17 protein-coding genes are annotated in these 17,877 nt (G+C 37.9%); 6 read left to right on the forward strand and 11 right to left on the reverse strand.

Annotated elements, in window-relative coordinates; genetic code table 11:
- Nucleotides 1-66: 66 nt before the first annotated feature.
- Nucleotides 67-696, reverse strand: a complete 630-nt coding sequence (locus GGQ84_RS13775; protein WP_429163392.1) for a DNA-3-methyladenine glycosylase — start codon at nucleotides 694-696, stop codon at nucleotides 67-69.
- 61 nt (nucleotides 697-757) lie between these two features.
- Between GGQ84_RS13775 and GGQ84_RS13780 the strand changes: the two genes are divergently transcribed.
- Complete coding sequence (locus GGQ84_RS13780; RefSeq protein WP_429163393.1) at nucleotides 758-946, forward strand: 4Fe-4S binding protein; 189 nt, start codon at nucleotides 758-760, stop codon at nucleotides 944-946.
- A gap of 318 nt (nucleotides 947-1,264) precedes the next feature.
- On the opposite strand, the gene GGQ84_RS13785 is transcribed toward GGQ84_RS13780, so the two are convergent.
- A complete protein-coding gene (locus tag GGQ84_RS13785; RefSeq protein ID WP_429163407.1) occupies nucleotides 1,265-2,020 on the reverse strand; it encodes an exodeoxyribonuclease III in 756 nt (251 codons plus the stop codon).
- A 46-nt stretch (nucleotides 2,021-2,066) separates the two neighbouring features.
- A complete protein-coding gene (locus GGQ84_RS13790) occupies nucleotides 2,067-2,246 on the reverse strand; it encodes a hypothetical protein (protein ID WP_429163394.1) in 180 nt (59 codons plus the stop codon).
- A gap of 156 nt (nucleotides 2,247-2,402) precedes the next feature.
- Between GGQ84_RS13790 and GGQ84_RS13795 the strand changes: the two genes are divergently transcribed.
- A complete protein-coding gene (locus GGQ84_RS13795) occupies nucleotides 2,403-2,666 on the forward strand; it encodes a MerR family transcriptional regulator (protein ID WP_429163395.1) in 264 nt (87 codons plus the stop codon).
- Nucleotides 2,667-2,691: 25 nt separating this feature from the next.
- Complete coding sequence (clpB, locus tag GGQ84_RS13800; protein ID WP_429163396.1) at nucleotides 2,692-5,262, forward strand: ATP-dependent chaperone ClpB; 2,571 nt, start codon at nucleotides 2,692-2,694, stop codon at nucleotides 5,260-5,262.
- 27 nt (nucleotides 5,263-5,289) lie between these two features.
- On the opposite strand, the gene GGQ84_RS13805 is transcribed toward clpB, so the two are convergent.
- The 4 genes from GGQ84_RS13805 to GGQ84_RS13820 all read right to left on the reverse strand — a co-directional run bounded on the left by GGQ84_RS13805 (nucleotide 5,290) and on the right by GGQ84_RS13820 (nucleotide 9,339).
- Nucleotides 5,290-6,096, reverse strand: a complete 807-nt coding sequence (locus GGQ84_RS13805; protein ID WP_429163397.1) for a mechanosensitive ion channel family protein — start codon at nucleotides 6,094-6,096, stop codon at nucleotides 5,290-5,292.
- Nucleotides 6,086-6,676, reverse strand: coding sequence for a VanZ family protein (locus GGQ84_RS13810; RefSeq protein WP_429163398.1), 591 nt, complete (start codon nucleotides 6,674-6,676; stop codon nucleotides 6,086-6,088). The genes GGQ84_RS13805 and GGQ84_RS13810 overlap by 11 nt, the downstream gene beginning before the upstream one ends.
- Before the next feature lie 15 nt (nucleotides 6,677-6,691).
- A complete protein-coding gene (locus GGQ84_RS13815) occupies nucleotides 6,692-7,864 on the reverse strand; it encodes a TraB/GumN family protein (protein ID WP_429163399.1) in 1,173 nt (390 codons plus the stop codon).
- 74 nt (nucleotides 7,865-7,938) lie between these two features.
- The gene (locus GGQ84_RS13820; protein WP_429163400.1) at nucleotides 7,939-9,339 is read right to left on the reverse strand and encodes a phospholipase D-like domain-containing protein; all 1,401 of its coding nucleotides are present in this window, start codon (nucleotides 9,337-9,339) and stop codon (nucleotides 7,939-7,941) included.
- A 165-nt stretch (nucleotides 9,340-9,504) separates the two neighbouring features.
- Here GGQ84_RS13820 and GGQ84_RS13825 point away from each other — a divergent pair, with 165 nt between their 5' ends.
- Entirely contained in the window at nucleotides 9,505-10,596 is a 1,092-nt protein-coding gene (locus tag GGQ84_RS13825; protein ID WP_429163401.1) for an iron-containing alcohol dehydrogenase family protein, read from the forward strand.
- Nucleotides 10,597-10,700: 104 nt separating this feature from the next.
- The gene (locus GGQ84_RS13830) at nucleotides 10,701-11,846 is read left to right on the forward strand and encodes a D-alanyl-D-alanine carboxypeptidase family protein (RefSeq protein ID WP_429163402.1); all 1,146 of its coding nucleotides are present in this window, start codon (nucleotides 10,701-10,703) and stop codon (nucleotides 11,844-11,846) included.
- Nucleotides 11,847-11,899: 53 nt separating this feature from the next.
- Here GGQ84_RS13830 and GGQ84_RS13835 read toward each other — a convergent pair whose 3' ends face one another.
- Genes GGQ84_RS13835 through GGQ84_RS13845 form a run of 3 tightly spaced genes read right to left on the reverse strand, consistent with a single transcriptional unit; the run spans nucleotide 11,900 to nucleotide 16,213 of the window.
- On the reverse strand, nucleotides 11,900-13,159 hold the full coding sequence (locus GGQ84_RS13835; RefSeq protein ID WP_429163403.1) for an efflux RND transporter periplasmic adaptor subunit: 1,260 nt from the start codon (nucleotides 13,157-13,159) through the stop codon (nucleotides 11,900-11,902).
- 16 nt (nucleotides 13,160-13,175) lie between these two features.
- Complete coding sequence (locus tag GGQ84_RS13840; protein ID WP_429163404.1) at nucleotides 13,176-15,605, reverse strand: ABC transporter permease; 2,430 nt, start codon at nucleotides 15,603-15,605, stop codon at nucleotides 13,176-13,178.
- On the reverse strand, nucleotides 15,554-16,213 hold the full coding sequence (locus GGQ84_RS13845) for an ABC transporter ATP-binding protein (protein WP_429163408.1): 660 nt from the start codon (nucleotides 16,211-16,213) through the stop codon (nucleotides 15,554-15,556). Before GGQ84_RS13845 ends, GGQ84_RS13840 begins: the two co-directional genes overlap by 52 nt.
- Nucleotides 16,214-16,500: 287 nt before the next feature.
- On the opposite strand from GGQ84_RS13845, the gene GGQ84_RS13850 reads away from it, so the two are divergent.
- Nucleotides 16,501-17,598, forward strand: coding sequence for a TadE/TadG family type IV pilus assembly protein (locus GGQ84_RS13850; RefSeq protein WP_429163405.1), 1,098 nt, complete (start codon nucleotides 16,501-16,503; stop codon nucleotides 17,596-17,598).
- A gap of 80 nt (nucleotides 17,599-17,678) precedes the next feature.
- Here the strand turns inward: GGQ84_RS13850 and GGQ84_RS13855 are convergent.
- On the reverse strand, nucleotides 17,679-17,877 hold a 199-nt coding region (locus GGQ84_RS13855), incomplete at its 5' end, for a hypothetical protein (RefSeq protein ID WP_429163406.1).

Here is a 17,877-nt window from a genome sequence, read left to right on the forward strand (position 1 = left end):
GGCTTGTTTGCTATGCTCATTTAATTTTCAGGTGGCTCTAGCTACTTATTTCAGACTTAATCACCTTTACACTTTTGATACGTATGAATTTTTCTTAAGATAAAATCGCCACGGTTTATCCTTGTATTCTTCCGCGTAATCAATATTAATTCGTTTAGCAGTAACTATGTCTAGATTTTGATTGCTGCCATAATTGCGAATAAATAGGTCTTCGCCTTTAATTAAATTATAGTTGTTAAAATTTTTATCAATTTTCATTGCTTTACAGAGTTTCCCAGGTCCATTGGTCAGGTTTTCTAACTTGTTGCTTTTAATTTTTCTATTTTCTTTAATAATATCTATACCCGCCACCGGTTCAACTGCTCTAACTAAAACAGCTTCAGGCTTTTCTAAAACATTAGTAACAACATTAAAACAATAATACATTCCATATATTAAGTAAACATATGCATGACCACCATTGTTAAACATAGCTTCTGTACGCTTAGTTCGCTTACTCTGGTAAGCATGACAACCTTTGTCTTCTGGTCCTATATAAGCTTCCGTTTCCACTATTTTTCCTGAAATTTCCACACCATTTAAGTTTCGCACTAATACCTTGCCCAGTAAAGCTTTCGCAACGGTTAATGCATCCTGCTTATAAAAATCAAAATCTAATCTTATTATAATCACTTCCTTCAAACACAAATCATACATAGTCACCATATATTGAGTTAATACTATGTAAAAGCAAATAGAAAGTATGCGAGGTGTTATTGTGGCTAATAAATTCAAACCTGCTGACTATTTATGGATTGGCTTTATTCTCTTTCTATCTATTGGTCTAATATATCCTTTAATTGGTGTTATAGCGCTTATTTGTATGCTTGCACCAGTAGTAGTTGGTTTAATTACAGGTAAGCGAATTTGGTGCGGGAACTTTTGTCCTGAAACGCTACAGCACTAAAGGTAAAATCCCTAAGCTGTTTAGCTCCCCATATTTTAAAGCCTTTGTAGTAGTATTCCTGTTAGGAAACTTTACACTTGGAGTAATTCGGGCTGAAGGTAACATTAGCCAGATTGGCTTAGTTTTTGTGCGAATTATTTTACTTACAACTATAATTGGTACAATATTAGGGATAGCTTTTCAGCCAAGAATTTGGTGTCAAATTTGTCCTATGGACACGCTATCAACAGCTGCCATTAGAGCCAGAAAAAAGTTTTTTATGTCACCTATGCCTAGCCATAAAAAAGAAATGTGATTGCCCATGAAACAAATAATACTTTAAAAACTTACTTTTAGTTCAATGGGACAGTGATCACTACCATAAATATCATTGTGGATTTTTGCATCTTTAAGAGTAGCCTCTAATTTATTGGAAACTAAAAAATAGTCAATTCTCCAACCTATGTTCCGCTCTCTAGCTTGTCTCATATAAGACCACCAAGTATAGGCATCTTCTTTTTGAGGATAAAAATATCTAAAGGTGTCTATAAAACCCTCACTTAACAATTGAGAAAGCTTGCCTCTCTCTTCATCAGAAAAACCAGCATTTTTTCTATTAGAAGTTGGATTCTTTAAATCAATTTCTTTGTGTGCCACATTAAAATCACCACACACAATAATCGGTTTGATCTTATCTAACTCCAATAGGTATTTCCTAAAATCATCTTCCCACTTCATTCTATAATCTATTCTGACTAAATTTCTTTGGGAGTTGGGCGTATAGACATTAACCAAGTAGAACTGTTCGAATTCTAAAGTAATAACCCTACCTTCTTGATCATGATCATCTATACCCATTCCATACTTTACAGTTTGAGGCTCTACGTTGGTAAATACAGCGGTGCCTGAGTAGCCTTTTTTTATTGCATAATTCCAGTATTGGTAGTATCCATTTAATTCAAGGTCAAGCTGACCTGCTTGCAGTTTTGTTTCCTGAATACAAAATATATCAGCATTTTCCTGGTTAAAAAAATCTATAAAACCCTTCTTTATAGCAGCTCGAATGCCATTTACATTCCACGAAATCATTTTTATTTCCACTATTGCGTCTCCCCCTAACCATCTATATCTTAACCTTTTGCTAATCTTTCCTATTTTTTACCCGACGAAAGTTAAAAATTACTGAAAATAAGAACCAGATAAATCCTGCAAATACTCCTGCAAAATTAAGCTCGCCATGGACAAAATATCTATACGAAGTATACCCTATTGCAAAAATTAAACCACCATAAAAACCTTGTTGTATCGGATTTAGTTTCATTGATCTCTCCCTCCACTTAAATTATATCTACGTCTCATTTTAAGATATAATTAATTAAAAGACAAGGCGGTATTGTTTACAAGTATGTTGACAATGGTATTGTTAAGTTATATATTATAATTAACTTCAGCCTTTACATTAAATTAGGAGGATTTTATGAGCTACAGTAATAGTGGATTATATATTATCAGTGTAGCCGCTCGCTTGGCTAACGTACACCCCAGAACCTTGAGAATTTACGAAGCAGAGGGTTTAATTTCTCCCACGCGAACTCAGGGAAATATTAGACTTTACTGTGACAAGGATATTAAAAAAGTAACCTATATTCGCTACCTCACTCAGGAAAAGGGAGTTAATCTAGCTGGGGTTAAAATTATCTTAGAATTAAAAGAACGACTAGGAGAACTAGAGGAGTTTTAATAACAATAAGAAGGGAAGTGTTATAATGCGACTTGATAAATTGACAACCAAATCTCAAGAGGCATTGCAACTAGGACAGGAACTAGCTCTGCAGTACGACCATCAGGAAATAAAACCAGAACACCTATTGCTATCCCTCTTGAAACAGCACGAAGGTGTAGTGCCCAAAGTGTTCCAGGGCCTAGAAGTCAGTGTTGCTACCGTCACTAGTGAACTAGATAATTCCCTTACAAAAAGCCCTAAGGTTTATGGTGCTGCGGGAGATGTTTACCTCAGTCAGGAACTCCGAACAGTGATAAATGAAGGCTGGAAGGAAGCTAGTAAGCTTAACGATTTGTATTTAAGTACTGAACATTTGCTTCTAGGAATTATTCGAATTAAATCCAAAGCCTCTGAAATATTGGCAAAGCATCAGATAACAGCTGAAAAAGTAATTCAAGTACTTCAAGATATCCGAGGCAACCAACAGGTTACAGACCAAAACCCCGAGGACAAATATCAGGCTCTCCTAAAATACGGCTACGACTTAACTGAACGAGCACTTCAGGGCAAACTAGATCCAGTAATTGGCAGAGATGAGGAAATCCGCAGGGTGATACAAGTCTTGTCTAGACGCACCAAAAATAATCCAGTCTTAATCGGGGAACCGGGTGTGGGAAAAACTGCTATAGTAGAAGGATTGGCACAGAGAATGGTTGATGAAGATGTGCCCGAAAGCCTTAAGGACAAGCGCCTAATTGTTTTAGATATGGGTTCATTAGTTGCTGGTGCTAAGTACCGGGGTGAGTTTGAGGACCGCTTAAAGGCAGTCTTAAAAGACGTAGCCTCTTCACAAGGACAGATAGTGCTATTTATTGACGAATTACACACTTTAGTTGGAGCAGGAGCTGCTGAAGGAGCAGTTGATGCAGCTAATATGCTTAAACCAGCTCTCGCTCGAGGGGAGCTGCGCTGTATTGGTGCCACTACCTTAGATGAGTACAGAAAATACATCGAAAAGGATACTGCTTTAGAGCGCCGCTTCCAGCAGGTCTTAGTGGGAGAACCTAGTGTTGAGGATACTATTGGAATTCTACGAGGTCTTAAAGAAAAATATGAAGTTCATCATGGAGTGCGCATCAAGGACAGCAGCTTAGTAGCAGCAGCTACTTTATCAAACCGCTATTTAACAGAGCGCTTTTTGCCCGATAAAGCTATCGACTTGGTGGACGAGGCAGCATCTAAATTGAGGATTGAAATTGACAGCATGCCCTCTGATATTGATGCTATTACTCGACGTTTACGTCAGCTTGAGGTTGAAGCTCAAGCCTTAAAACAGGAAAAAGATGCATCAAGCCAAGAGCGACTTGAAAAAATCCAAGCAGAAATTGCTAACCTTAAAGAGGACAGTGCTGCTAAACTAGCTCACTGGAATAAGGAAAAGGAATTAATAAAAAAAATCCGCTCTATTAAAGAACAAATGGATACAGTGCGTTCTCAAGAAGCTACTGCCGAAAGAGAATCTAACTTAGACGAATTAGCTCGTCTAAGATATGGGGTTATGCCTCAATTAGAACAGGATCTAGAAGCTTCAAACAAGGAATTGACTGAATGGCAACAAAACAATAAAATGCTTAAAGAAGAAGTTGACGAAGAAGATATCGCTCAAGTGGTTTCTAAGTGGACAGGTATTCCAGTTAGTCGCATGCTCCAAGGGGAACTACAAAAGATGCTAAAACTAGAAGAGTTATTGGGTAAAAGAGTTGTGGGGCAAGTGCATGCAGTACAAGCTGTGGCCGATTCAATTCGACGCACCCGAGCGGGAATATCTGACCCGGATAAACCCCAAGGAAGCTTTATATTCCTTGGCCCTACTGGTGTAGGTAAGACTGAGCTAACAAAAGCCTTGGCCCACCTTTTATTTAATGACGAGAAAGCTATGATTAGGTTTGATATGAGTGAATATATGGAAAAGCATGCAGTATCACGATTGGTAGGTGCTCCTCCAGGATATGTTGGCTATGACCAGGGAGGACAGCTTACAGAAGCAGTTCGCCGTCGCCCCTACTCAGTAATTTTGTTTGACGAAATCGAAAAGGCCCATTCAGATGTTTTCAATATTCTGCTGCAGCTATTAGATGATGGTAGATTGACAGATGGTCAAGGGCGCTTGGTAAACTTTAAAAATACAGTAGTAATTCTGACTTCTAACCTTGGCAGTCAATACTTTACTCAAATTAAAGACGAAGCACAGTTAGAGGAAAAAGTAAATGAAGTGCTGAAAAATCACTTCCGTCCAGAATTTTTGAACAGAATTGATGAAACTATTGTCTTTCATGCCCTTAATAAGGAACACATCATAAGGATAATAGATTTACAGCTGGATTTATTAAGTGAAAGGTTAGATAAGAGAGGTTTTAATCTGTATATAACCAAAGAGGCAAAACAATTGCTAGCTGAAAGAGGGTATGATCCCGTTTATGGAGCACGACCATTAAAGCGAACTATCCAAAAGAATCTTGAAAACCCTCTATCCCTAGCAATCTTAGAAGGGCGTTACCAGAGTGGTGACACCATTTATGTAGATATAAATGAAGATCAAATTAAAATAAAGTAATTAACTAAAGGTATGGCATTGGCATTTCTATCTGTCCTGGTGAACATGAACATCCATCTGAGGAAAGGGAATGCTAATGTCTTCTTTTTGAAATTCCAGCAGTACCTGTTCGTGTAAATCGTAGTATATTGCCCAATAATTAGCGCTATCACACCAAAGTCGCACGTTAAAGTTAATGGCACTGTCTCCGTGTTCTGATACTCTAATCAAAGGCTCTGGATCCTTCAAGCCTAGTGGATGAGTTGTTGCTAATCTAGTCAAAATTTCTTTTGCTTTCAAAACATCGCTCTCATAGCCAATGCCAAAAACCAAATCAACCCTACGTGTATCTTCTGTAGAAAAGTTGACTACTTGAGAATTGGCTAAATCCCCATTAGGCAATACTACCCTCTTATTATCGGGCGTATTTATATGGGTATACAGTAACTGTATTTCCTTTACAGTTCCCATTTGCCCTTGGGCCTCAATAAAATCCCCTACTCCAAAGGGACGAAAGCTCATAATTAATATTCCACCAGCAAAATTAGCTAAACTGTCTCGCAGGGCAAAACCTATAGCCAGACCAGCAGCACCTAAGATCGCGATAAAAGTGGTCATAGGAATTCCTATCAAGCTAGCAAAAGTAATTAATAACACTACTTTTAGAGTAAAGCTACAAACAGCTTTTACGAAAGACTGCATAGATGGATCAAAGTCCTGTTTATTTAAGAGCTTGTCAACGAAACTCAAAATCCATTTAATAACCGAAAATCCAAAGAAGAGTAACGCGATTGCTCCCAAGACCCTTGGCCCATAGTCGATAAAATATTCAATAAGCATTTCATTAATTTCCACCTAACTTCTCTCCTCCCCTTCTATTATTAGTGCCTTCTGTTTTTTCTCTTTTCTTGCGACCGCTAGCGGTCAATATCAGGGAAAAAATGATTAATAGAGTTGCTAGGGTAACTCCAATCATGTCAATAACTACATCCATAGCACTTCCCACTCTACCATCTACTAAACTCTGGTGGTATTCATCCAGCACTGCTAGCAAGAAGCCACCTATAAAAGCCAAGAGAACAGCTAAAGCTGAAGATCGAATGTATTGATATAAAAGAAAGAACAGGGCAATAGTAATCACAAAAAAGACAATTACATGAGCCATTTTCCTGAGAAAGAACTCAATTATTATTGGATTTTCACGGGTATAGGCCATTACATCTCTTGTGAGAGTATCCATGTGGCTTAACTGACTGTAATCTAATGGTAATTGATCGGCTATTCTTTGGGAAACCCAGACGAATAAGTGATCAAAGTTCATTAAAAAAGAGTGAAACCAGCCCAAAACCGGCAAAACACGCAGTCCTGGTATTGAAGATAGAAAGTAAAGCATTCCAATCAACAAAAAAATAATTAACCAAGCACTTTTGCGCATATGAAATCCCCTTTACTAACCACCTATTGTTCTCAAAAATAAGCGAACTACTTCAGTACCACCAATTACTGCACCTAGGGTACTACCTAAATTAGCGAATACCACTACCAGTAAAATCCGTGTTACTTTATTGCTCCATAACCCTTTAAAGCTATAGATATCTTCAGAGACATTTTCAAAGTCTCGCACATTAGGTCGACGTATAAATGCCTCAACAAAACCTGCAAACCACCCCGCAGCCAATAGTGGATTAAGTGAACTTAATGGTGACACTAAAAAGGCAGTAAGAATTGTTAACGGATGACCAAAGGCCAATAAAACCCCTAAGGCTGAAAGAGAACCATTCCACAACACCCAGGTTAAAGTCTGCTCCAATGCCACAGCGCGATTGACATAAAATGTGTACCCAATAATACTTAAAACAATTATGGGAATTAACCAGGGAATAATTTTAGGTCTTTTAGCCTTTTGAGGTGTTTTTGCCAAAGCTTTTAAATCGTGATCTTTGTATATCTCTGTCTTAATTCCAGGCACATGGGCAGCACCTAAAACTGCCACTATCTTTTCCCCAGGAGCATCCTTTATTTTCTGGGCTAGATATTGGTCCCGCTCATCAATTAAAGGAACTTTTAGCTTGGGAAAAGCTTTACTAAAGTCATCCAGCATTGAGTTAAGCATGTCCTGAGATTTCATTTTCTCCAATTCTTCTTCTTCAATCTCTTCATTGTTGAAAAAGCTCATCAATATCTGTACCATCAGCTGGAGTTTACCCCAAAGCCCAATTCCATGCCAAATACGAGAAAATGTAACCTGAATATTGCGATCTGCTAATACTAAGTCAGCACCTACTTCTTTAGCCGATTCTATTCCCTGAATCATTTCTTGGCCAGGCTTAATTCCAAATTGTTTAGCCAGTCGCTTTTGATAAGAAGATATTAATAGGTTCATTAAAAAGAAGCCTGCTTTTTTTTCTTTTATAATTTTAAAAATGTCCATTTCTTTATATCGGTTTCCAGACATAATCGCTTGATATCTCTGCGTATCTAATTCCACACAAACTGAATCTGGCTTTTCCGCTTCAATAACTTCTTTTACTTGCTCTGCACTTTGCTTGGATACATGGGCAGTCCCGATAAGTATAAGCTCTTTTCCGTTTAGTTCTAGTCTAGTAATATTTTCTTCAGCCATAATATGCTATAGTACCTTCCTTTTTTTTTCTACATTATAACACACTAAAGGTTAAGAATCACTTCCCGTTTTACTTAAAGCATAAAACCAAAAAAGTATACTAAAACTCTTGTAACTCCTAATAGTACCTTTTTACCAAAAGAGAGTTCCTTTGGAGTAGAACTTTTTTCAATGAGGTCAAGAACCTCCTCTTTTAATACGCTAGCAAACTCAGGACTATCTATGACAACCATGCTTTCAGTACTTAAAAAAGTACTTCTAGCATCCACATTATAGGATCCAACTACACTAATACGCTCATCTATTACGTAGGTTTTAGCGTGAAGTGAGCCATTCCCGCTATATTCAAATAGCATATCAGCAAACTTTTTTACGTTTCCTTTATTGTTTAAATAACCTGCCGTGGCAAATACATTAGGATTAGATGCCGGAGAATTAGTGAGAATAATACTGCTCGCTTCTAAGTTCTCTAATGGCAGATATCTTAACATTGCTCTAGTTGGTACTACATAGGGACTCTGGATAAAGATCGACTCATTAGCTTTTTCCATAAGAGCAGCTATCTCCATTAGAACCCAGGGCTCTTTGCTCATGCGATCCATAGGGTTATGAATGAAGCTGATTTTTCGTGTGGGAACTGCCATGGATAACCAGTCAATATTACTGTCAAAGTATTGTGGATTTTTTGCTCGCGCTAGTTCCATAAATCTGTCACTCTCTACCCTCGCCGCCTCGGCTTTATCCATAGCCCTTTCATTAACCTGTCGCCTTGGGTACTTTGAATATTTGTGCTCCCATTGTGCTTCAAAGTAATCATTCATATCAAAAACTACACTCTCTTGTTCTCCCCCATTCTGTTTTTCATTCAGAATTAATACATCTCGGTCACTGACCATATTTTCGGGCTCTGCAAAAAAATATCGATCTCCGATATTTCTTCCCCCAATCATTGCAATGTCTTCGTCAACTACTATGTATTTATCATGAAGCCGATTATTAAATGTCCAAGGCATCAATAAATTTAGTGGCTCATAAAATTTCAGTTCAATATTTTCATGCACTAACATTGCATAACGCATATCCTGAAGGTCACCTGTGAGATTATGGAATATGCCATCGAGGAGAACCCGTACTTTTACACCCCTGTCTGCAGCCTCAATGAGTGCACCAAAAAAGACTTTGGCGGTAGTGTCTCTCCAAATTGTGTAATAGGCTACATCAATAGTCTCCTGTGCATTTTCTATAATATTTATTCTGGCTAAACCAGCTAGATAACTATCCTCAAGTAACACTACATGATCTGGCCCTTGTTCCTCAGCATAAAATCTGTCTGGATTGACTATCTCACTATACCCAGTGTCATTTGGTACTGGGATAGCAAAAAATAAAACTCCTGTAATAAAAGCATATGCTATATATACTAATAACCCTTTGCCTATAAAGTGCAAAGCCTTGCATCTGTCAATTTTTTTCATGCTTTCAACTCCTGTGATTATATTTAAGTGTGCATAAGAATGTGAGTATTCTTGCCATTTCGACAAATTTTGAACATTTCCTTTATTGCTTATTATGCTTTAGGTTCTGTAATTTTTCTTAAATGTGGTACAATATCATAAAATGTTTATTTGAGGAGGATGTACATGGAACATATCCAATACTTTATGCCAACTAAAATTTTGTATGGGGAAAATATGGTATTAAACAACTCAAATCTATTTAAACAATATGGTAATAAAGCTTTAATTGTTACAGGTAAGACTTCTGCAAAGAAGAACGGCTCTTTAGACCATGTAACTGAGGCACTAGAGCAAGCAAACATTCCCTATTTTTTGTTTGATGAAGTAGAAGAAAATCCTTCTGTGAAAACTGTAGAAAAGGCTAGCCGCATCGGCATCAGTGAAAATGTAAACATGATTATTGGTATCGGTGGCGGATCACCAATTGACGCTGCAAAAGCCATAGGAGTATTGATAAAAAACCCTGAGGCTACAAAGGAAGATTTGTTTTTAAAAAAACAGTTAGAATCTATTCCCCTTATTGCCATACCAACAACAGCTGGTACGGGAACAGAAACTACTCCCTATGCCATTCTAACAGATTATGAGCAAAAAACTAAGCGTAACTTTAGTTCTAAGGTTTTTCCTGAAGTAGCTATTTTAGATCCACAATACTTTAAAACAATGCCTGAACATGTGCTACTTCACACAGCAGTAGATGCACTTTCCCACTTAGTAGAAGGCTATTTAACTGTAAAAGCAAATTTATTAAGTGACCTTTTAGCAGAACAAGGTCTAAAGATCTGGGGTGAAGCTATTCAAGGAATAAGGCAGCTATCTTTAACAGGTGCAGATTGGCAAAGATTAATCATGGCTTCTACCATTGGTGGAATGGTAATTGCCCAAACAGGAACCTCTCTTCCCCACGGTATGGGTTATCACCTAACATACTTCAAAGGAATACCACATGGAAAGGCTAATGGCGTTTTAATGGTACCTTATTTAAATTTGCATCCTAATAAAGAAAAGATACAAAACATCTTAAACTTACTAAAGATGAACGATTTAGAAATGCTAAACGAATTTCTAATGGAGTTATTAGGTGAGAAGGTGAATTTATCAGAAGAAGAAATGGAAGAGTTTGCTCTAGGAATGGTATCTAATCAGAGTAAGCTAGCTAATCACCCTGCAGCTGTTACTAAAGCAGAAATTAAAGCTATGTATCAAGCTCTTTAGTACTCTGTTCCCATAATTTTATAATGACAGAAATACTTTTTTGAGATAACATAGAAAAGGGTATTTATCGGGTTATTTAATTATGGGGGGGAGAGAAAATATTAATGATTAAAAGAAAAGGAATAATAGGTATTCTTGTTTTAATTCTTCTATTATTTACTGGACAAACTGCACTTGCTAACACAGATTTTGATGTATCAGCTGATTCAGCCGTTATTATGGAGGCATCTACAGGACAGATGCTCTTTCAAAAAAATGCTGATTCACCAATCCCACCAGCTAGTATTACAAAATTAATGACACTTATAGTGGCCTTTGAGGCACTAGAAAGTGGAGAGGTTGATTGGGATGACAAAGTAACTATTTCTGAAGAAGCCTGGAGCATGGGTGGTTCCCAAATGTTTTTGGAAATTGGTCAGGAAGTGACCTTTGGAGATTTGATTACTGGAATTTCAGTTGTATCCGCAAATGATGCTTGCGTGGCAGTAGCTGAACACCTTTACGGTAGTGAGGCTGCCTTTACTAATGTTATGAATCAGAGGGCTACTGAGTTAGGGTTGACTAATAGCCGGTTCCAGAACTCAACAGGTTTACCTGCACCTGGACATGAAATGAGTGCTCGGGATATAGCTACTATGGCTCAGTACCTTATTACAACATTTCCAAAAATTTTAGAGTTAGAGTCTATGCAGGAATTTACTTATAACGATATAAGGCAATACAACCGCAATCCGCTATTAGGTCGTTACCCTGGTGCGGACGGATTAAAGACAGGATGGACCTCAGAAGCTGGCTATTGTCTAGTGGGCACTGCTGAACAAAATGAAAAAAGATTAATTTCAGTAGTTTTGAATACAGCTAGTGACCAAGCAAGGCTAACTGCTTCTCGCGAGCTTTTAGATCACGGCTTTTATAATTTTCAGCTAAGGGACATTGTTCAAGCAAACCAAATAATGGGTGAGGTTGCAATCGCAGATGGCAGACAGCATGTACTACCCATCTCTGTACAAGATCAAATCTCAATGTTTATCCCTACTGGCCGCGAAGGTGACTTAGAGTTTGTAGTATTAGAGAGTGAAGCTCTCAAAGCACCAGTAACTGCTGGTACACCTATTACAACACTTGATATCAAATTAGATGGAGAAGTACTTAGCTCAATAGAGCTAGTAGCTGCAGAAGATATGAAACGAGCAAATATATTCGTTCGAATGTTTCGAGCAATAGGATCGTTTTTCAGCAATCTATTCTAACTTAAAAAAAATTAAGGTCGGTGAAATAACCTGGCCTTAATTTTTTTTAAAAGTCATCTCTGATTAATAGAATATGAAATTCTGCCTCCATCTGAAAGCCCGTCTGCTTGTGGATCTAATATTACCAAGTCACCTTCTTCCAAGCCGCTGGTAATAACTACTTCCCGTCTTGTCTCAAAGCCTGTCTCTACCTTTCTCACAACTGCCCTTTCACCTTCTACTACAAATAGAGCATCCTCTCCACCATATGTGAATACTACCGATTTAGGTACAATTAATTTGTCCCGCTGCTCTTCTGTAATAAACTCTATACTTAGTTTATAACCCGGCCCTATTTTCAAATCCTCAGGAAGATTTGGTGCAATAGTTACTCTAATCCTCTCTTCCTCTAAACCAAGGGGTGAAAGACTTGCTTCTGCATAAGGTGCGATTTCAATCACTTCCCCAGTAAATTCAATGTCACTGCTTCTCAACTCAAGAGTTAAACCTACAGTCATACCTAAAGCTATGTCGTAGATATCCCTAGTTAAAACTCCTGTTTCTACACTATACTCATCTTGATTTAAAATGATCATCATAGGAGTCTCAGGTCCGGTTATGCCCTTCGATTCCACATTTAGATTGGTTACCACTCCTGAAATAGGGGCGTACACTCTGTAGTTTTTCATTTGATGATTTATTAAATCCTTTTGAGTTAGCAATGCTTTTCGCTGTGCCGCAATAATCTCCTTGCTTCCAGCTGGTGGATCATGAGCTTCGTACAATGCAGTTAAGGCTTTTTCCTGTATCTCTAAGCCGTATTGAGCTTCCTTAAGTAGATTTTCTGATTCCTCTAACTCTACTTTAGTGGCTATTCCTTGTTCAAAAAGGTACTCTATTCTTTGATAGTTATTTTTTATAGAGTTAAGATTTCGCTTTGCCTGCTTTATTCCTATCTCCAAACTTTCGACTTCAGCAATTCCAGGCTCTGTTGTTAGCTGCATTGCCTCCCCCTTCAATCCTTCTAATTGTGCGTCTAGCTGGGCTAAGGCAAATCTCAATTCATCATCTTCTAAAGTAATCAGTAAGTCACCCTGCTCTACCCACTCACCTTCTGCTACAGGTAGAGAGTCCACCCGTCCTCTAACTAGTGAGTGAACTGTATGTTCATTTTGAGCTGTCACAACTCCTTCTTCTGTGAAGCTTCTAGTGATGTTACCAGGCACTACTTCCTGCACCTCCACTTCAACCCCCTGCAAAGCCTGGTTCACTATAACAATTAGCAATAAAACACCTGCTAGGGCGCCAAATATCATCTTCCACTTTTTCTTCATTTCCTCATCCCCCCTCCTATTCTCTAGACTTCAATACTTCTACCAGATCTAGTTTTTTAACTTTCCTTAATGCAAAGCGTTGGGCTACCCAAATTGACAATACTGTTATTAATACGCCCATAACTAACGATTGAAACGACATCTCAGCAGGCATAGTATACATGTCAGTACTCCACTCACTGGCAAAACCTGTCTGAATTAATTTAGCAGTAGGAATACTTGCAATTAGGGCAAAAAAACTGAGAAACCATTGTTCAAAGGTAATTACGGACAATACCTCTTGAGAAGTCATCCCAAGAACTCGCATGGATGCCAACTCTCTATTTCGCTCTGACAAGATAATAAAGCTGGAGATATAAATTATAGAAAAACTAAATATCACCCCGATACCTACAAAAAGATGCATTATGCCACCATAAGTCTCCCAGTTTTCACTAGCCAGTCTCAACATTTCATGTCTACCATCCACTCCTGTGACTACTTCACTTTCTTGATAGCGATCACGCAGAGCAGTAACTGCTTCACGATCATTATTCATAAGAACTAACACTGATGTGGCAAAAGCACCTTGACCTAATATCTCTTCGACCCTAGAAAGGTCCATGTAAGCATTCATCCCGATATACTGGGGAATGATTTCTATTACATCAACTTCTACCCGCTCTTTGCTATTTCGCATAAAAGGACTTTCTATCTCTACAGTACTGCCTACCTGCAGACCTAAATTTTCTGCTAACCTTTCTGAGAGAATTAATCCTTCCTGTGAAGGCAACACCCGATTGCCATTAGAATCAAGAATGTTGTAAAGTCTTCCCTCTTGAGTTAACCCCAGTAGCACTACTTGCTCTTCTCGCCACTGATGGAATATTGTAATTGGCACTTGAGCAATAGGCTCTGCTTTAGTTACTTCTGGATAGGACTCTAATTCTTGCAGTACTGCTTCCCGAGCAATAGGACTAGCTAAAGTTATTCTGGCATCATAGGTTTCAACTTCTTCATGCTGATAGAACATAAACTTGGGCATAGCTTCCGTGGAAAGAGACCAAGTGAACGCTATAATGGCGCAACTAATCATAATGCCAAAGAACATGAAGAAACTTCTACTGCGGCTTCTGCCCAGATTTCTCACTGCCATTTTCCCTTGAACTGTTAACATTTCAGAGAAAAATCTAAGTCTTTCTAATAAGTTTTTCTTCCCAGATACAGGAGCTGGGGGACGCATGGCTTCCGCAGGCTTTAGATTTAGGACTTGCTTACAGCCTTGATATCCAGCAAAGCCTAAGACTATTAAGCATAATATTATTCCTAAGATCAAATAAGTTAGTGAAAAACCTTCATATATTTCGGGGAGATAAAAAAAGTCATATAGCATACTGGTTAATGGATTGGCTAACCACATTCCCAAAAGACCCCCTACTACTCCTCCTAATATTGCTAATACTAGAGAGTAGGAAAGGTAATGTAGTAAGATTTCCCGGTTAGTGTAGCCAAAAGCTTTTAAGATTCCAATCTGAGTCCTCTGTTGCTCCACAAGACGTTTTAGTACAATATAAATAATAAAGCTGGCAATAGAGAGTATCATGATTGGAAAAAAAGTAGCTAGAGACTCAATGACTTCAATTTCCTCTATTAAAATAAAGTGACTAGTTTGATCTTCTCGTGGATAAATCGTTGTCAGTCCATACCTCTCCAACTCCAGCTCCAACATTTCTTCTACTCTATCATAGCTAGCCCCTTCTTCCAAGGTAAACACCAGGTCATTTACTCTACCTTGCATTTCGGGGAAAAAGCTCCACATGGTTTGTAATGGCAAAAACACAACACCATACTGGCTTGGATTGGGGTATAACTCAGTTTCTGATCTTAATAAGTACACAAACTCAGGACTCAAGGCTACTCCGTCAAAGATTATTTCTCTAGCAGTACCATTTGTGATAATCTCAATTCTATCTCCTCGTTCCAATTCATGGGCGTCAACAAAGGCCATATCTAACCAAGCATTGGACTGGCCATCTCTTATTTCTCCCCCTTGGGGTAAACTGACACCGTTGATTCTTTCAGCCTCGGATAAGTCATAAGAGACTAAAAGCAAATAAACACTGTCATCATTTTCAGGATCATTTACCCGAACTTCTTTTACTAATCTGCCGTTGACTTGGGCTATTCCATCGAGTTGGGCAAGTCTTTCCACATTTCCTTGGGGCATAGATCCCAGTTCAATAAATCCATCAGCAAAATTTTGTTCTTCATACAACGTTGTTTTTGCCAAATGAAGATTTTTATTGGCTATAGAAAAGGAAGTAAAGACCATAAGTCCTATCACAACAAGAACCAAGCAGGCAATGTAAGATCCTTTGTTACTTAATATATCACGAAGTAACTTTTTCCAGAGCATTACCAACTCACCTGCTCTGGTGGAACCGGCTCTTTGTTTTCCCTGACCCACTCCACTAGTCCATCCTTTAAGTAAACCACTCGATCTGCCATTTGGCTTATATTAGAATTGTGTGTAATTATAACCACTGTTTTTTTATAGTCCCTACAAAAATTTTGAAGTATTCTCAGTACTTGCTGTCCTGTAGGTAAGTCCAAGGCTCCAGTGGGCTCATCGCATAGAAGGATCCTGGGGTTCTTAGCCAAAGCTCTGGCTATAGCCACTCTCTGCTGCTCTCCTCCTGACAACTGGGAAGGAAAATGATCTCCACGTTCAGTCAGACCAACTTGAGATAAAAGTTCCTGGGGATCTAAGGGATCTTTGGCTATTTGCACTGACAAATTTATATTCTCGTAAGCTGTTAGGTTGGGCATTAAGTTATAGAACTGAAAGATAAAACCCACCTGGTTACGCCGGTATTGAGTGAGCTCGGCTTCTTTAGCCTCATGAAGGTTTTCCCCTTTGAAGTAAAGCTCTCCTTCGCTAGCTTGATCCATTCCACCAATTATATTAACTAAGGTGCTTTTACCAGAACCACTTTGTCCTAGAACAACAACCAGCTCTCCTTCATACAAGGTGAAATCCACACCTTTTAGAGCGTAAACATTAACTTCCCCCATCTGATATTTTTTCTTTAGATTTTTCGCTACTATTAATTCTGTGGCCACTTTTTCCCCTCCCTGTATAATCGTGTAGCTATCTTTATTTTACAGTAAATTACTTGGTTAGTAACCTAAGAAAAGTAATTGACCACATATAAATTTATTTTATTAAACGGACACCCCAGTCTTCTAATAGTTGGTTTGGAGCATGAACCAATAAAATCAGCATTCAACCCATATCAAAAAATAACCCTATAGAATATATTGCAGTAAAGATAAAAGCTATCAAACAGGAGTTGATTCGGGTGTTTAAATACTTCTTTAATAATCAAAAAGGTGTCATAGCAATTCTGTTTACTCTTCTGTTACCTATTTTATTAGTACTGGTGGGTTTAACTTTAGATTTGGCTATAATATTTTATAACAAAAATCATATGCAAAATGCTGTAGATTTTGCAGCAATGGCTGCTGTTCAAGAAGTTGTAGATAGTAAAAAACAAGTCAAAAGTACAGCTCTAAACTTTGCAAAAAAAAATGGTCTAGACGAAAGCGAAGTAGCAGTGACTTATCCATACAATGGAAACAACTTAGCGCTAGAAGTTATTGGTAGTAATAGTGTAGACTTTGCTTTTCTAAAAATCATTGGTTTTGATGAACATGTTATAACTGTACGGGCGGTAGCCGAGGCTAAGCAAACAGTTGAAACTATTGTCACACTTGAACCTCTTAATTACTCCTTTTTTGTTGGCAGTACAAACGATTTTAAAATTCAAGGGAATAATTTTGAGATAAACGGTAATGTACACACTAATGGTAGATTTATAGCTAAAGGTGTACATCAGTATATTGGTGGTGATTTATCTTGTAGAGGTTTTTCAGGCGATTTAAGCTTAGTTGCAGGAACAATAGATACAAATTCAGATATTATTCCCTTCCCAGAGTTTGATTTTTATAGTATGGCTGCTGAAGCTACTGAAGTATATGGGGATGGTTCATCATTAACAGTCTTTAGCAATACAACAATTATACCAAATGGTGTCATCTATGTAGATGGAGACCTGGAGTTAAGAAATAATCAATTTTCTGGTAGAGGTCAATTGCTGGTAGATGGTGTTTTGTACATTAGTGGAAATAGATTAAATTATACAAATGAAGAAACTGATCTTATAGGCATGTACGCAACTGAAGGTATTTATATAAGGGCTAACAACTGTATAATAGATGGTATTTTATATACCCCCGGCGTACTTACCTTTCATGGGAATAATAATACTTTTAACGGAGCTGTAATAGCTAATGAAGTTTACTGGAGAAATAACAACGCATCGAACTTCGGTTCCTATGATATTAGAGCTCCACATGCTTTTGACACCATTAAAACAACATTTTTATTAGTGGAGTAATAAATTAGGATATAAATGCTTAATTAGAGCTAACACAAAAATCCCCTGTGAATTCACAGGAGATTTTGTGTTTTTATACATTAATCTGAAAGAGGTTGCTCTATCCTGGTGTAGTAATCTGATCTGAGAGTAGGTGTATTACCAAGTCTCTGACCTAATGGTGTAATAAATTCCATAGAGTAAATTAAAGTTATCTTAATTATACTACCTGTTTTGAGTGTTTCATCGCAAGGAGGGGATATGTAAATAAAGATTTGATTGTCTGTATTAGTGGAAAGT

This window comes from Desulfitispora alkaliphila (genome assembly GCF_050433185.1).
Taxonomy (GTDB): domain Bacteria; phylum Bacillota; class Desulfitisporia; order Desulfitisporales; family Desulfitisporaceae; genus Desulfitispora; species Desulfitispora alkaliphila.

Coding starts and splice junctions, on each gene's coding strand:
- GGQ84_RS13775 (WP_429163392.1), bottom strand. CDS start 696: ATGTATGATTTGTGTTTGAAGGAAGTGATTATAATAAGATTAGATTTT.
- GGQ84_RS13790 (WP_429163394.1), bottom strand. CDS start 2,246: ATGAAACTAAATCCGATACAACAAGGTTTTTATGGTGGTTTAATTTTT.
- GGQ84_RS13795 (WP_429163395.1), top strand. CDS start 2,403: ATGAGCTACAGTAATAGTGGATTATATATTATCAGTGTAGCCGCTCGC.
- clpB (WP_429163396.1), top strand. CDS start 2,692: ATGCGACTTGATAAATTGACAACCAAATCTCAAGAGGCATTGCAACTA.
- GGQ84_RS13810 (WP_429163398.1), bottom strand. CDS start 6,676: ATGCGCAAAAGTGCTTGGTTAATTATTTTTTTGTTGATTGGAATGCTT.
- GGQ84_RS13815 (WP_429163399.1), bottom strand. CDS start 7,864: ATGGCTGAAGAAAATATTACTAGACTAGAACTAAACGGAAAAGAGCTT.
- GGQ84_RS13820 (WP_429163400.1), bottom strand. CDS start 9,339: ATGAAAAAAATTGACAGATGCAAGGCTTTGCACTTTATAGGCAAAGGG.
- GGQ84_RS13825 (WP_429163401.1), top strand. CDS start 9,505: ATGGAACATATCCAATACTTTATGCCAACTAAAATTTTGTATGGGGAA.
- GGQ84_RS13830 (WP_429163402.1), top strand. CDS start 10,701: ATGATTAAAAGAAAAGGAATAATAGGTATTCTTGTTTTAATTCTTCTA.
- GGQ84_RS13835 (WP_429163403.1), bottom strand. CDS start 13,159: ATGAAGAAAAAGTGGAAGATGATATTTGGCGCCCTAGCAGGTGTTTTA.
- GGQ84_RS13845 (WP_429163408.1), bottom strand. CDS start 16,213: ATGGGGGAAGTTAATGTTTACGCTCTAAAAGGTGTGGATTTCACCTTG.